Consider the following 13,719-nt stretch of genomic DNA (forward strand, 5'->3'; position numbering starts at 1 on the left):
AAATCCCAGCAAGCTCCGGGCGTGAAGGCCCGGTAAAGACTTGCGCGAACCAGACCACTGTAGACGTTGGGTACAGGCCGTTCTTCGCGGGGGTGTCGTCGTGTTGGGGTGGCTCTTCGAAAGAAGGAGCGGCTTAGCCGGGAGGCGAACTGCGCAGGTCGCCCGCACCCTTGAAAGCACTCGGAAATTGCGTGTTCCGTCAGGGGTAGGCTCGACAGCGCCCGGTGCGGTCACCAGTCACCGGTTTTTCGACAGTGGAGAGGAGCCCTGACTCAGGGTGAGCACCAAGCCGACCACCACAGACCTCCAGTGGACCGAATTGGACCAGCGGGCCGTGGACACCGTCCGCGTCCTGGCCGCGGACGCCGTACAGAAGGTCGGAAACGGCCACCCTGGTACGGCGATGAGCCTCGCTCCCGCCGCGTACACCCTCTTCCAGAAGGTGATGCGGCACGACCCCGCCGACGCGGACTGGGTCGGCCGGGACCGCTTCGTGCTCTCGGCGGGCCACACCAGCCTGACCCTCTACATCCAGCTCTACCTGGCCGGGTACGGCCTGGAGCTCGACGACCTGAAGGCCTTCCGCACCTGGGGCTCGAAGACCCCCGGCCACCCGGAGTACGGCCACACCACCGGGGTCGAGACGACCACCGGGCCGCTGGGCCAGGGTGTCGCCAACGCCGTGGGCATGGCGATGGCCGCCCGCTACGAGCGCGGCCTGTTCGACCCGGACGCCGCCCCCGGCACCTCTCCCTTCGACCACATGGTCTGGGTCGTCGCCGGTGACGGCTGCCTCCAGGAGGGCATCTCCGCGGAGGCGTCCTCGCTGGCCGGACACCAGAAGCTCGGCAACCTGGTGCTGCTGTGGGACGACAACCACATCTCCATCGAGGGCGACACGGAGACCGCGGTCTCCGAGGACACCCTGAAGCGGTACGAGGCGTACGGCTGGCACGTCCAGCGCGTGGAGCAGCTGCCCAACGGCGACCTGGACCCGGCGGGTCTGTACGCGGCGCTGCAGGCGGCCAAGGCCGAGACCGGACGTCCGTCGTTCATCGCGGCCCGCTCGATCATCGCCTGGCCGGCGCCGAACGCCCAGAACACCGAGGCCTCGCACGGCTCGGCCCTCGGCGACGAGGAGATCGCCGCCACGAAGAGGGTCCTCGGCTTCGACCCGGAGAAGACCTTCGAGGTCGCCGACGAGGTCATCGCCCACACCCGCGAGGCGCTGGACCGCGGCCGCGAGGCCAGGGCGGAGTGGGAGAAGGGCTTCGCCGCGTGGCGCACCGCCAACCCGGGGCGCGCCGCCGAGTTCGACCGGATCTCCGCCGGTGAGCTGCCCGCGGGCTGGGAGGACAAGCTGCCGGTCTTCGAGCCGGGCAAGTCCGTCGCCACCCGCGCGGCTTCCGGCAAGGTGCTCCAGGCGCTCGGCGAGATCGTCCCCGAGCTGTGGGGCGGCTCCGCCGACCTGGCGGGCTCGAACAACACCACGATCGACAAGACGTCGTCGTTCCTCCCGGCGGGCAACCCGCTGCCGGAGGCCGACCCGTACGGCCGCACGATCCACTTCGGCATCCGCGAGCACGCCATGGCCGCGGCCATGAACGGCATCGCGCTGCACGGCAACACCCGCATCTACGGCGGCACCTTCCTGGTGTTCTCCGACTACATGCGCAACGCCGTGCGGCTGTCCGCGCTGATGCACCTGCCGGTGACGTACGTGTGGACGCACGACTCGATCGGTCTGGGCGAGGACGGTCCGACCCACCAGCCGGTGGAGCACCTGGCCTCGCTGCGCGCCATCCCGGGCCTGAACATCGTCCGCCCGGCCGACGCCAACGAGACCTCCGTCGCCTGGCGCGAGATCCTGCGCCGCCACACCAAGGAGTTCGGCAAGGGCACCCCGCACGGTCTGGCGCTGACCCGTCAGGGCGTGCCGACGTACGAGGCGAACGAGGACGCGGCCCGGGGCGGCTACGTGCTCCGCGAGGCCGAGGGCGGCGAGCCCCGGGTCCTGCTGATCGGTACGGGTTCCGAGGTGCACCTCGCCGTGGAGGCGCGCGAGGAGCTCCAGGCGGCCGGCATCCCGACCCGGGTGGTCTCGATGCCCTCGGTCGAGTGGTTCGAGGAGCAGGACCAGGCGTACAAGGACAGCGTGCTGCCGCCGTCGGTGAAGGCGCGCGTCGCCGTGGAGGCCGGCATCGGCCTGACCTGGTACCGGTACGTCGGTGACGCCGGCCGGATCGTGTCGCTGGAGCACTTCGGTGCCTCGGCCGACGCCAAGGTCCTCTTCCGCGAGTTCGGCTTCACCGGCGAGCACGTCGCCGCCGCCGCGCGGGAATCTCTCGCCGCCGCCACGCGCTGACGCCGTTATACGACTAGTAGGAGATGCAATTCTCATGACAGACGCACTCAAGCGCCTCTCCGAGGAGGGCGTGGCGATCTGGCTCGATGACCTGTCGCGCAAGCGGATCACCTCGGGCAACCTGTCCGAGCTGATCGACGAGCAGCACGTCGTTGGTGTCACCACCAACCCGTCGATCTTCCAGAAGGCCATCTCTGCGGGCGACGGCTACGAGCAGCAGCTCACCGACCTCGCCACCCGCAAGGTCACCGTCGACGAGGCGATCCGCATGATCACCACGGCCGACGTGCGGGACGCGGCCGACATCCTTCGTCCGGTGTTCGACGCCACGGACGGCCAGGACGGCCGGGTCTCCATCGAGGTCGACCCGCGGCTGGCCCACCACACCGACGCCACCGTCGCCGAGGCCAAGCAGCTGGCCTGGCTGGTGGACCGCCCCAACACCCTCATCAAGATCCCGGCGACGAAGGCCGGTCTCCCGGCGATCACCGAGGTCATCGGCAAGGGCATCAGCGTCAACGTCACGCTGATCTTCTCGCTGGAGCGCTACCGCGAGGTCATGGACGCCTACCTGGCGGGTCTGGAGAAGGCGAAGGCCGCGGGCCTGGACCTGTCCGAGATCCACTCGGTGGCCTCGTTCTTCGTGTCCCGCGTGGACACCGAGATCGACAAGCGGCTCGACGCGATCGGCACCGACGAGGCCAAGGCCCTCAAGGGGAAGGCGGCGCTCGCCAACGCCCGTCTCGCCTACCAGGCGTACGAGGAGGTCTTCGGCTCGGAGCGCTGGGCCGCCCTGGACCGGGCGCACGCCAACAAGCAGCGTCCGCTGTGGGCCTCGACCGGCGTCAAGGACCCCGCGTACAAGGACACCCTGTACGTCGTCGACCTGGTCGCCCCCGGCACGGTGAACACCATGCCCGAGGCCACCCTGGACGCCACGGCCGACCACGGGGAGGTCACCGGCGACACCGTCACCGGCACCTACGAGCAGTCCCGCGCCGAGCTGGACGCCGTGGCGGCGCTCGGCATCTCCTACGACGACGTCGTCCAGCTCCTGGAGGACGAGGGCGTGGAGAAGTTCGAGGCGTCCTGGATCGACCTGCTCAACTCGACCGAGGCGGAGCTCAAGCGCCTCGCCCCTTCGGAGGGCTGACCACCTTGTCTGGTGTTCCCGGAGCCAACCCGCTTCGTGACCCCCAGGACCGACGGCTCCCGCGCATCGCGGGGCCGTCGGGTCTGGTGATCTTCGGGGTCACGGGCGATTTGTCCCGCAAAAAGCTGATGCCCGCCGTCTACGACCTGGCCAACCGCGGCCTGCTGCCGCCGGGCTTCTCGCTCATCGGTTTCGCCCGCCGCGAGTGGCAGGACGAGGACTTCGCACAGGAGGTCCACGACGCCGTCAAGCAGCACGCCCGCACGCCGTTCCGCGAGGAGGTCTGGCAGCAGCTCATCCAGGGGATGCGCTTCGTCCAGGGCAACTTCGACGACGACGAGGCCTTCGATCAGCTGAAGACCACGATCCAGGAGCTCGACAAGGCACAGGGCACGGGCGGCAACTTCGCCTTCTACCTGTCCGTGCCGCCGAAGTTCTTCCCCAAGGTGGTCCAGCAGCTCAAGAAGCACGGACTGGCCGACCAGAGGGAGGGCTCCTGGCGGCGCGCCGTCATCGAGAAGCCCTTCGGCCACGACCTGGCGAGCGCTCAGGAGCTCAACCAGATCGTGCACGACGTGTTCCCGCCCAACGAGGTCTTCCGGATCGACCACTACCTGGGCAAGGAGACGGTCCAGAACATCCTGGCGCTGCGGTTCGCCAACACGATGTTCGAGCCGATCTGGAACCGGTCGTACGTCGACCACGTGCAGATCACGATGGCCGAGGACATCGGCATCGGCGGTCGTGCCGGGTACTACGACGGCATCGGCGCCGCCCGTGACGTCATCCAGAACCACCTGCTCCAGCTGCTCGCGCTGACCGCCATGGAGGAGCCCGGCTCCTTCCACCCGAAGGCCCTGGTCGCCGAGAAGCTCAAAGTGCTCACGGCGGTGGAGCTGCCGGAGGACCTGGGCAAGCACACGGTGCGCGGCCAGTACGCGCACGCCTGGCAGGGCGGCGAGGAGGTCCTCGGCTATCTGGAGGAGGACGGCATCGACCCCAAGTCGACGACCGACACCTTCGCCGCGATCAAGCTGACGATCAACAACCGCCGCTGGGCGGGCGTGCCGTTCTACCTCCGTACCGGCAAGCGGCTCGGCCGCCGGGTCACGGAGATCGCGGTCGTCTTCAAGCGGGCCCCCTACCTGCCCTTCGAGTCCGGCGCGACCGAGGAGCTGGGCGGCAACGCCCTGGTCATCCGGGTCCAGCCGGACGAGGGCGTGACCGTGCGGTTCGGCTCCAAGGTGCCCGGCACCTCGATGGAGGTCCGGGACGTCACGATGGACTTCGCGTACGGCGAGTCCTTCACGGAGTCCAGCCCGGAGGCGTACGAGCGGCTCATCCTCGACGTGCTGCTCGGCGACGCCAACCTCTTCCCCCGGCACCAGGAGGTCGAGCTCTCCTGGAACATCCTCGACCCGATCGAGGAGTACTGGGACAAGCACGGCAAGCCCGCGCAGTACCCGGCCGGCACCTGGGGTCCGGCCGAGGCCGACGAGATGCTCGCACGAGACGGACGGAGCTGGCGCCGGCCATGAAGATCGATCTCACGGAGACCACTTCCAGCAAGATCAACCAGGCGCTGGTGTCGGCCCGCCGCGCCATCGGCACCCCGGCCATCGGCATGGTGCTCACCCTGGTCATCGTCACCGACGAGGAGAACGCGTACGACGCGCTCAAGTCGGCCGGCGACGCCTCGCGCGAGCACCCCTCGCGGATCATCGCGGTGATCAAGCGGGTCAGCCGCTCGCCGCGCAGCCGCCGGGACGCCCGGCTCGACGCCGAGGTGCGGGTGGGTTCCGACGCGGGCACCGGTGAGACGGTCGTGCTGCGGCTCCACGGGGAGCTGGCCCACCACGCCCAGTCGGTGGTCCTGCCGCTGCTGCTGCCGGACGCCCCGGTCGTGGTCTGGTGGCCCCAGGACGCGCCCGCCGACCCGGCGAAGGACCCGCTGGGCGCGCTCGCCCAGCGCCGGATCACGGACGCGTACGCGGCGGAGCACCCGGGCCGGGAGCTGGCCGTCCGCGCCGACTCCTACACCCCGGGCGACACCGATCTGGCCTGGACCCGCATCACGCCGTGGCGCTCGATGCTGGCGGCCTCGCTCGACCAGCAGTCCGCCCCGGTCGTTTCCGCGACCGTCGAGGGCGAGTCGGAGAACCCGAGCTGCGAGCTGCTCGCCATGTGGCTCGCGGACCGGCTCGGGGTCCCGGTGGAGCGCACCGTGTCCGCCGGCCCCGGTCTGACGGCCGTGCGGCTGGAGACCAAGAACGGCGTCATCGTCCTGGACCGTCCCGACGGTTCGCTGGCCACGCTCTCGATGCAGGGCCAGCCGGACCGCGCGGTGGCGCTCAAGCGGCGGGACACCGCCGAGCTGCTCGCCGAGGAGCTGCGGCGTCTGGACCCGGACAACACGTACGCGGCGACGGTGCGGTTCGGCACGGAGAAGCTCGGCGGGGCGGCGGAGCCGGAGCAGGCCGAGCCCGTTCCCGCCGCTGCCCCGGCCGCCGCCCCGGCTCCGGCGAAGGCTCCGGCTCCGTCGAAGAAGTCGGCGGCCAAGAAGGCGGCGTCGAAGTGAGCACCCCGCAGCTCGTCGTGCACCGCGACAAGGAGCTGATGGCCCGGGCCGCCGCGGCCCGGCTGATCACCCGGGTCGTGGACGCCCAGGCCGCGCGCGGTCATGCCTCGGTGGTGCTGACCGGCGGGCGCAACGGCAACGGCCTGCTGGCCGCGCTCGCCGCCGCCCCCGCCCGGGACGCGATCGACTGGGCGCGGCTCGACCTGTGGTGGGGCGACGAGCGGTTCCTGCCGGAGGGCGACCCGGAGCGCAATGTCACGCAGGCCCGGGCGGCCTTGCTGGACTCGGTGCCGCTGGACCCGTCCCGGGTGCACGCGATGCCCGCGTCGGACGGCCCGTTCGGCAACGACGCCGACTCGGCGGCGGCCTGGTACGCCGCCGAACTGGCCGCGGCGGCCGGTCCGGAGGACCACGGTCCGGTGCCGACGTTCGACGTGCTGATGCTGGGCGTCGGCCCGGACACGCACGTGGCGTCGCTCTTCCCGGAGCTGCCCGCGGTCCGGGAGACCGAGCGCACCGTCGTCGGTGTGCACGGCGCCCCCAAGCCGCCGCCCACCCGCGTCTCGCTCACGCTGCCCGCGATCCGGGCGGCGCGCGAGGTGTGGCTGCTCGCGGCGGGCGAGGACAAGGCGGAGGCCGCGGAGATCGCGCTCTCGGGCGCCGGGGAGATCCAGGCCCCGGCGGCCGGTGCGTACGGGCGCGGCCGCACCCTGTGGCTGATGGACGCGGCGGCCGCCTCCCGGCTGCCGCGCGCCCTGTACCCGCCGGCCTCGGCCTGATCCCGGCGGTCGTCGACGGCCACCATCGGCCGAGGGCCCGGCACGCTCCGAGGGGCGCGCCGGGCCCTCGGCGTACGGGGCGTGCCGGGCGCGGGGTCAGCCGGTGGTGGGCGGGGTGCGTTCCAGGAAGGGTTCCAGCAGGCCCGGGACGGCCCCGGCGGCGAAGTCGAGGCCCTCGCTCGGGTCCACGTCGTGCGCCGTGTACGCGCCCGAGCCGGCGGCCGTCGTCGCGGTGACGCTCAGCACCCCGGCCCGCCGCTGGAAGTACGTCTGCCCGATCGTCCAGCCGATGACCCCGGCCCGTTCCAGCGCGGCGGTCGAGCGGCGCACCGTACCGGACCTGACCACCAGGTAGTCGCCGCTGACGGCGTGTCCGAGGCCGCGGTACGCGTCGCGGGCCAGGAGCAGCCCGACGGGCAGTCCGAGGACCGCGCAGGCGAGCGCGATCCAGAGCAGCACGGGGGTCAGCAGCGCGCCCAGCAGGGCCAGGACGGCCACCGGGACGAGCACCGCCCACAGCGCCCGGCGCAGCCGGCGGCCGCGGGCCGCCGCGGGGTGGCGGACGAGCGGGGCGCCGGTCGGGGACGTGGTCTCGCGCAGCACCTCGGCGGCCACCGTGTCGGCGAGGGACCGGGGTGCCGGGGGCAGCAAGGTGTTGTGGTCGCCGTGCTGCTCCTCGTCGTCCTTGGCCAGTCCGGTGGTGATCGCGTCGACCCGGGCCGCGCCGCACATCCGGACGCCGAGCGGTTCGACGAGGTCCACGCCGCGCAGCCGCCGCTCCTCGATGGATATCGACCGGGAGGTCAGCAGTCCCCGCCGGATGCGCAGGGTGCCGCCCGGTTCGCGTTCCAGCCGGTAGCCCCACCACATCTCGATCCACAGACCGAGCGCACCGACGGCGCCGACGAGCACCGCGCCGAGGACGAGGACCACGATCATGGCGGGCAGCGAGGTGTCACGGAAGCGGTCGCCGACCCAGGCGATCACCCGGCCCTGTGCCCCGAACCATTCGCTGACCTGCATCACCGCTCCGGCCGCCGCGCCGCCGAGCGCCGGGGCGACGAACGACACCGGGGCGTAGCGGATCCAGCGCGGGTCGAGGGCGACGAGTTCGCCCTCGCGGTGGGTGCCGGGGCCGTCGGTGGCCGCCCGTGCCAGCAGTTCGCGGCGGAGCCGTTCGCCCTCCGCGCCGGACACCGGGTCGAGCTCCAGGGTGGAGTCGCCGCCGGAGTGCTCCCCGGTGCCGATGCGGACGGTGACCAGGCCCAGGACCCGTTGCAGCGGATGGGCGGTGAGGTCGACGCTCCGGATCCGTTCGCGGGCCAGGGAACGCTTCTTGACCAGGAACAGCCCGGTGTGGAGGTCGACCCGTTCGGGGCCGATGCGGTAGCGGGTGCGGCGCCACCGGACGTAGTCGCCGGCCGCGGCGCAGCCGATCAACAGGACGGAGCCGGCCAGGACCCAGGCGATCGCCGTGGCGAACCCGAACCGGCCGGACAGGCCGAGCGTGGTGGGCACGGCCGCGCCGGCCGCCACCCCGGCCACGACGAGCGCGTTGACGAGGACCGTGCGCCGGTCCAGCCGCCGCCAGCCGACGACGGTGGCCGTGTCGGGATCGCCGGGACCGCCGGGGCCGCCAGGTCCGTAGGGTCCGTCGGCGTGGTGGTCGTCGCCCGCCGCGGCCGGGGGAACGGCCGCCCCGGCGCTCATGTGGCGTCCCCGGGCGTGGCCTGGGTGATCCGGGTCAGCCGGTCGGCCAGTTCGGCCGCCGCCTCGTGGTCCAGGCCCTCGATCCGTACCTCGCCCTTGGCGGACGCCGTGGTCACGGTGACCGTGGCGAGCCGGTAGAGCTGCTCCAGCGGGCCGCGCACGGTGTCCACGGTCTGGATCCGGGACATCGGCGCGACCCGCCACTCCTGCCGGAAGACCCCGGTCCTGACGTACACCGCCTCGTCCGTGACCTCCCAGCGGTGGGTGCGGTACCACCAGGCGGGGAGGAGCAGCGCGCAGCCGGTGCCGAGGACCGCCAGGACCGCGGCGGGCAGCAGCAGCCAGAACCTGGCGGGCTCGATGAGCACGCCCAGGATGACCAGGACCACCACGGGTACCGCGGTCATCAGCAGCCACTGGGTCCGCCACCACCCGACGGCTCTCGCGTCCAGCGTGTTGTTCGGCGGCCTCAGCCGTACCGTCCCCTCCCCCCTGGTCATGGGTTCAGCGCCCCCTGCGGGTGCGGTACGCCGCGGCGAGCGCGGCGGTCGAGCTGTCCAGCTGCTCGCCGCTCTCACCGCCGGTCAGGACGGGCTCGATCCGCTTGGCGAGGACCTTGCCCAGTTCGACGCCCCACTGGTCGAAGGAGTCGATGTTCCAGACGGCTCCCTGGACGAAGACCTTGTGCTCGTACAGCGCGATGAGCTGGCCGAGGACGGACGGGGTCAGCCGGTCGGCCAGGATGGTCGTCGTGGGGTGGTTGCCGTGGAACGTCTTGTGCGCCACCAGCTCCTCGGGGACGCCCTCGGCACGGACCTCGTCCGGCGTCCTGCCGAAGGCCAGTGCCTGGGTCTGGGCGAAGAAGTTGGCCATCAGCAGGTCGTGCTGGGCGACCAGGCCGGGCAGCAGGTCGGCGACCGGCTCGGCGAAGCCGATGAAGTCGGCCGGGATGACCTTGGTGCCCTGGTGGATCAGCTGGTAGTAGGCGTGCTGGCCGTTGGTGCCCGGGGTGCCCCAGACGACCGGACCGGTCTGCCAGTCCACCGGATTGCCGTCCCGGTCCACGGACTTGCCGTTGGACTCCATGTCCAGCTGCTGCAGGTACGCGGTGAATCGGGACAGGTAGTGGCTGTACGGCAGCACGGCGTGCGACTGGGCGTCGAAGAAGGCGCCGTACCAGATGCCCAACAGCCCCATCAGCAGCGGGGCGTTGTCCTCGGCGGGGGCGGTGCGGAAGTGTTCGTCGACCAGGTGGAAGCCGTCGAGCATCTCGCGGAACCGGTCGGGGCCGATGGCGATCATCAGCGAGAGGCCGATGGCCGAGTCGTAGGAGTAGCGGCCGCCGACCCAGTCCCAGAACTCGAACATGTTGGCCGTGTCGATGCCGAAGTCCGCGACCTTGCCGGCGTTCGTGGACAGGGCCACGAAGTGCTGGGCGACCGCTTCCTGACCGGCCCTCAGACCGGTCAGCAGCCAGTCGCGGGCGGAGGTGGCGTTGGTGATGGTCTCGATCGTGGTGAAGGTCTTCGACGCGATGACGAAGAGCGTCTCGGCCGGGTCGAGGTCGCGCACGGCCTCGTGGAGGTCGGCGCCGTCGACGTTCGACACGAAGCGGACCGTGAGCGAGCGGTCCGTGAAGGAGCGCAGCGCCTCGTACGCCATGGCGGGGCCGAGGTCGGAGCCGCCGATGCCGATGTTGACGACGTTCCTGATGCGCTTGCCGGTGTGTCCGGTCCACTCCCCCGACCTGACGCGGTCGGAGAAGGCCGCCATCCGGTCGAGCACGGCGTGCACGCCGGGCACCACGTTCTCGCCGTCGACCTCGATCACCGCGTCGCGCGGGGCGCGCAGCGCGGTGTGCAGGACGGCGCGGTCCTCGGTCGTGTTGATCTTCTCGCCGCGGAACATGGCGTCCCGCAGCCCGGCCACGTCGGTGGCCGCGGCGAGCTCGCGCAGCAGCCGGAGCGTCTCGTCGGTGACCAGGTGCTTGGAGTAGTCGATGTACAGATCGCCGACTCTGAGGGCGTATCCGGTGCCGCGCCTCGGGTCGTCCGCGAAGAGCTGCCGCAGATGGGTCGTCCCGAACTGCTCGCGGTGCTTGCCCAGAGCGGTCCACTCGGGCATCTGGTTGAGCCTGGTTCGGCTTGGTGTGTTCATCCGGGATATCAGCCCAATTCTTCTCGTGCCTGCAGTTGCCCCGCTGCCCCTCCAACCTAATTGATCGGACCGGCGGACGAGGCACGGCGAAGCCGCGGCACGAGGGGGGAAGCAGTCCGGCCGGGCACCCTTGGGGGTGCCCGGCCGGTGAACCACTAGATCTCGCCCCGGAGTTTCGCCAGAGCCTCGGCGAGGATGGCCTCGCCGTCCGCGTCACTGCGCCGCTCGCGCACGTACGCGAGGTGCGTCTTGTACGGCTCGGTGCGCGGCGGGTCCGGCGGGCTGTTCTGGTCCTGGCCGGCCGGGAAGCCGCAGCGCGGACAGTCCCAGGTCTCCGGTACCTGCGCGTCACTGGCGAAGCTCGGCTGCGTCTCGTGCCCGTTCGAGCACCAGAAGGAGATGCGGAGGCGTGGCGCGGACTCGCCCCGCTCGGCCTCCCCCATCGGCCCCGCTCCGACCCGGCTCCCCCGGATCGCGTTGCCACTTGCCACGGCGTAACTCCCTGCGTGATGGTGCTCGAAGATGCCCCAGTCTACGTAAGGCCCAACGCGCGTCCAGTGAAAGGAGTTACACCCTCACCGGGAATCGCGTACGAGGGTCAGCTGTCCAGCTTGATCAGCAGACCGAGCACGACGATGCACGCGAACCAGGCGAGGCCGACGACCACGGTGATCCGGTCGAGGTTCCGCTCGGCGACCGAGGAGCCGCCGACGGACGACTGCATGCCGCCGCCGAACATGTCGGAGAGGCCGCCACCCTTCCCCTTGTGCATCAGCACCAGCAGCATCAGCAGCAGGCTGAAGACGATCAGGGCGATCTCGAACGCCAAAACCACGGCTGGTCCCTACTTTCCGGAATCCTCTGGACTGCATGTGCGAACAACGGGGGCCGGGAGGCTGTACCCTCCTCGGCCCCCGCAAGGGTACGACGGATCCGCGCTACCGCATACTCACTGGTCGCGGAAGCGCACGATCCTGACGAACTCGTCGGCGTCCAGTGCGGCCCCGCCGACCAGGGCGCCGTCCACGTCGGGCTGCGCCATGATCGCGGCGACGTTTCCGGCCTTCACCGAGCCGCCGTACTGGATGCGGACCGCGTCGGCCAGGTCCTGCGAGTACAGCTCGGCCAGCCGGCCGCGGATCGCTCCGCAGACCTCCTGGGCGTCCTCCGGGGTGGCGACCTCGCCGGTGCCGATGGCCCAGACCGGCTCGTAGGCGATCACGATGGACTCGGCCTGCTCGGCCGGGACGTCCTTCAGGGCGCCGTCGAGCTGCGCGAGGGTGTGGGAGACCTGGTCACCGGCCTTGCGGATGTCCAGGCCCTCGCCGACGCAGAGGATCGGCGTCAGTCCGTGCCGGTAGGCGGCCTTCACCTTGGCGTTGCAGATCTCGTCGGTCTCGCCGTGGTACTGCCGGCGCTCGCTGTGGCCGACGGCCACGTAGGTGCACCGGAGCTTGGCGAGCATCGGGCCGGAGACCTCGCCGGTGTACGCGCCGGAGTCGTGCGCCGAGATGTCCTGGGCGCCGTACTTGATCTTCAGCTTGTCGCCCTCGACGAGGGTCTGGACGGAACGCAGGTCGGTGAAGGGCGGCAGGACGGCCACCTCGACGGCGTCGTAGTCCTTGTCGGTGAGGGCGAAGGCGAGCTTCTGGGTGTGGGCGATGGCCTCCAGGTGGTTGAGGTTCATCTTCCAGTTGCCCGCCATCAGCGGGGTACGGGTGGTCATGAAAGGTCAGTCCTCCAGTGCGGCGAGGCCGGGGAGCGTCTTGCCCTCGAGGTATTCGAGGCTGGCACCGCCACCGGTCGAGATGTGTCCGAATGCGTTCTCGTCGAAGCCCAGGGTGCGGACGGCGGCGGCGGAGTCGCCACCGCCGACGACGGTGAAGCCCGAGGCGTCGACGAGGGCCTGGGCGACGGCCCGGGTGCCCTCGGCGTAGTCGGGGTGTTCAAAGACGCCCATGGGGCCGTTCCAGAAGACGGTGGCGGCGTCGGCGAGCTTCGAGGCGTACAGCTTGTTGGTCTCGGGGCCGTTGTCCAGGCCGATGAAGCCGGCCGGCATGGCGTCCGCGGGCACGGTGCGGTGCTCGGTCGGTGCCTTGGCCTTGAGGTCCGGGAACTGCTCGGAGACCACGACGTCGACGGGGAGCACGAACTCCACGCCCTTCTCCTCGGCGCGCCGGAGGTACTCCAGCACCGCCGGGATCTGGTCCTCCTGGAGGAGCGAGCTGCCGACCTCGTGGCCCTGGGCCTTGAGGAAGGTGTACGCCATGCCGCCGCCGATGAGGATGCGGTCGGCGCGCTCCAGCAGGTGGTCGATGACACCGAGCTTGTCGGAGACCTTGGAGCCGCCGAGCACGACGGCGTACGGGCGCTCGACGTTCTCGGTGAGCTTCTTCAGGACGCCGACCTCGGTGGCGATCAGGTCGCCCGCGGCGTGCGGCAGCCTGGCCGGGAGGTCGAAGACCGAGGCGTGCTTGCGGTGCACGGCTCCGAAGCCGTCGCCCACGTACAGGTCGGCGAGCTCGGCGAGCCGGTCGGCGAACGCGCCGCGCTCGGCGTCGTCCTTCGAGGTCTCGCCGGGGTTGAAGCGGAGGTTCTCCAGGACGGCGACCTTGCCGTCGGTGAGCGCGCCGACCGTGGCGTGCGCGGACTCGCCGACCGTGTCGGTCGCGAAGGCCACGTCGGCACCGATCAGCTCGCCGAGGCGGGCGGCGGCGGGCGCCAGGGAGAAGGCGGGGTCCGGGGCGCCCTTGGGGCGGCCCAGGTGCGAGGCGACGACGACCCGCGCGCCGGCCGCGGCGAGTTTCTCCACGGTCGGCTGGACGGCCCGGATGCGGCCGTCGTCGGTGATGGTGCTGCCGCTGAGCGGCACGTTGAGGTCGGCGCGGACGAATACGCGCTTTCCGGTGACCCCTTCGGTGAGAAGTTGGTCGATCGTCTTCATCTTGCTGGACTCCTTGGGAGGCGGGAGAGCATG

The 13,719-nt window shown here is 71.2% G+C and carries 12 protein-coding genes; 5 read left to right on the forward strand and 7 right to left on the reverse strand.

Annotation, left to right across the window (positions count from 1 at the left end; translation table 11 throughout):
* Positions 1–277 precede the first annotated feature (277 nt).
* From tkt to pgl, 5 genes are read left to right on the forward strand one after another with little or no spacing between them, the layout of a single operon-like run.
* Positions 278–2,365 carry a transketolase gene (tkt, locus tag OCT49_RS06970; RefSeq protein ID WP_283851014.1) on the forward strand — a complete coding sequence of 696 codons (2,088 nt, stop codon included), beginning with the start codon at positions 278–280 and terminating at the stop codon, positions 2,363–2,365.
* Between the two features lie 34 nt (positions 2,366–2,399).
* On the forward strand, positions 2,400–3,518 hold the full coding sequence (tal, locus tag OCT49_RS06975) for a transaldolase (RefSeq protein ID WP_283851015.1): 1,119 nt from the start codon (positions 2,400–2,402) through the stop codon (positions 3,516–3,518).
* Positions 3,519–3,523: 5 nt separating this feature from the next.
* Entirely contained in the window at positions 3,524–5,056 is a 1,533-nt protein-coding gene (gene zwf / locus OCT49_RS06980) for a glucose-6-phosphate dehydrogenase (RefSeq protein WP_283851016.1), read from the forward strand.
* On the forward strand, positions 5,053–6,096 hold the full coding sequence (opcA, locus tag OCT49_RS06985) for a glucose-6-phosphate dehydrogenase assembly protein OpcA (RefSeq protein WP_283851017.1): 1,044 nt from the start codon (positions 5,053–5,055) through the stop codon (positions 6,094–6,096). The genes zwf and opcA overlap by 4 nt, the downstream gene beginning before the upstream one ends.
* Entirely contained in the window at positions 6,093–6,875 is a 783-nt protein-coding gene (pgl, locus tag OCT49_RS06990) for a 6-phosphogluconolactonase (protein ID WP_283851018.1), read from the forward strand. The genes opcA and pgl overlap by 4 nt, the downstream gene beginning before the upstream one ends.
* A gap of 96 nt (positions 6,876–6,971) precedes the next feature.
* Here the strand turns inward: pgl and OCT49_RS06995 are convergent, their stop codons facing one another.
* From OCT49_RS06995 to OCT49_RS07025, 7 genes are all read right to left on the reverse strand, one after another.
* A complete protein-coding gene (locus OCT49_RS06995) occupies positions 6,972–8,585 on the reverse strand; it encodes a PH domain-containing protein (protein WP_283851019.1) in 1,614 nt (537 codons plus the stop codon).
* Positions 8,582–9,085: a PH domain-containing protein gene (locus tag OCT49_RS07000; protein ID WP_283851020.1), complete on the reverse strand. Its 504-nt coding sequence runs from the start codon at positions 9,083–9,085 to the stop codon at positions 8,582–8,584. The genes OCT49_RS06995 and OCT49_RS07000 overlap by 4 nt, the downstream gene beginning before the upstream one ends.
* A gap of 4 nt (positions 9,086–9,089) precedes the next feature.
* Positions 9,090–10,742 carry a glucose-6-phosphate isomerase gene (gene pgi / locus OCT49_RS07005; protein WP_283851021.1) on the reverse strand — a complete coding sequence of 551 codons (1,653 nt, stop codon included), beginning with the start codon at positions 10,740–10,742 and terminating at the stop codon, positions 9,090–9,092.
* A 155-nt stretch (positions 10,743–10,897) separates the two neighbouring features.
* Positions 10,898–11,185 carry an RNA polymerase-binding protein RbpA gene (locus tag OCT49_RS07010; RefSeq protein WP_283855695.1) on the reverse strand — a complete coding sequence of 96 codons (288 nt, stop codon included), beginning with the start codon at positions 11,183–11,185 and terminating at the stop codon, positions 10,898–10,900.
* Between the two features lie 155 nt (positions 11,186–11,340).
* A complete protein-coding gene (gene secG, locus OCT49_RS07015; protein WP_283851022.1) occupies positions 11,341–11,577 on the reverse strand; it encodes a preprotein translocase subunit SecG in 237 nt (78 codons plus the stop codon).
* Between the two features lie 114 nt (positions 11,578–11,691).
* On the reverse strand, positions 11,692–12,468 hold the full coding sequence (tpiA, locus tag OCT49_RS07020; RefSeq protein ID WP_283851023.1) for a triose-phosphate isomerase: 777 nt from the start codon (positions 12,466–12,468) through the stop codon (positions 11,692–11,694).
* Positions 12,469–12,474: 6 nt separating this feature from the next.
* Positions 12,475–13,686, reverse strand: coding sequence for a phosphoglycerate kinase (locus OCT49_RS07025; RefSeq protein WP_283851024.1), 1,212 nt, complete (start codon positions 13,684–13,686; stop codon positions 12,475–12,477).
* Positions 13,687–13,719: the final 33 nt, after the last annotated feature.

The sequence above is a fragment of the Streptomyces sp. ML-6 genome (assembly GCF_030116705.1).
In the GTDB taxonomy this organism is placed as follows: Bacteria; Actinomycetota; Actinomycetes; order Streptomycetales; family Streptomycetaceae; genus Streptomyces.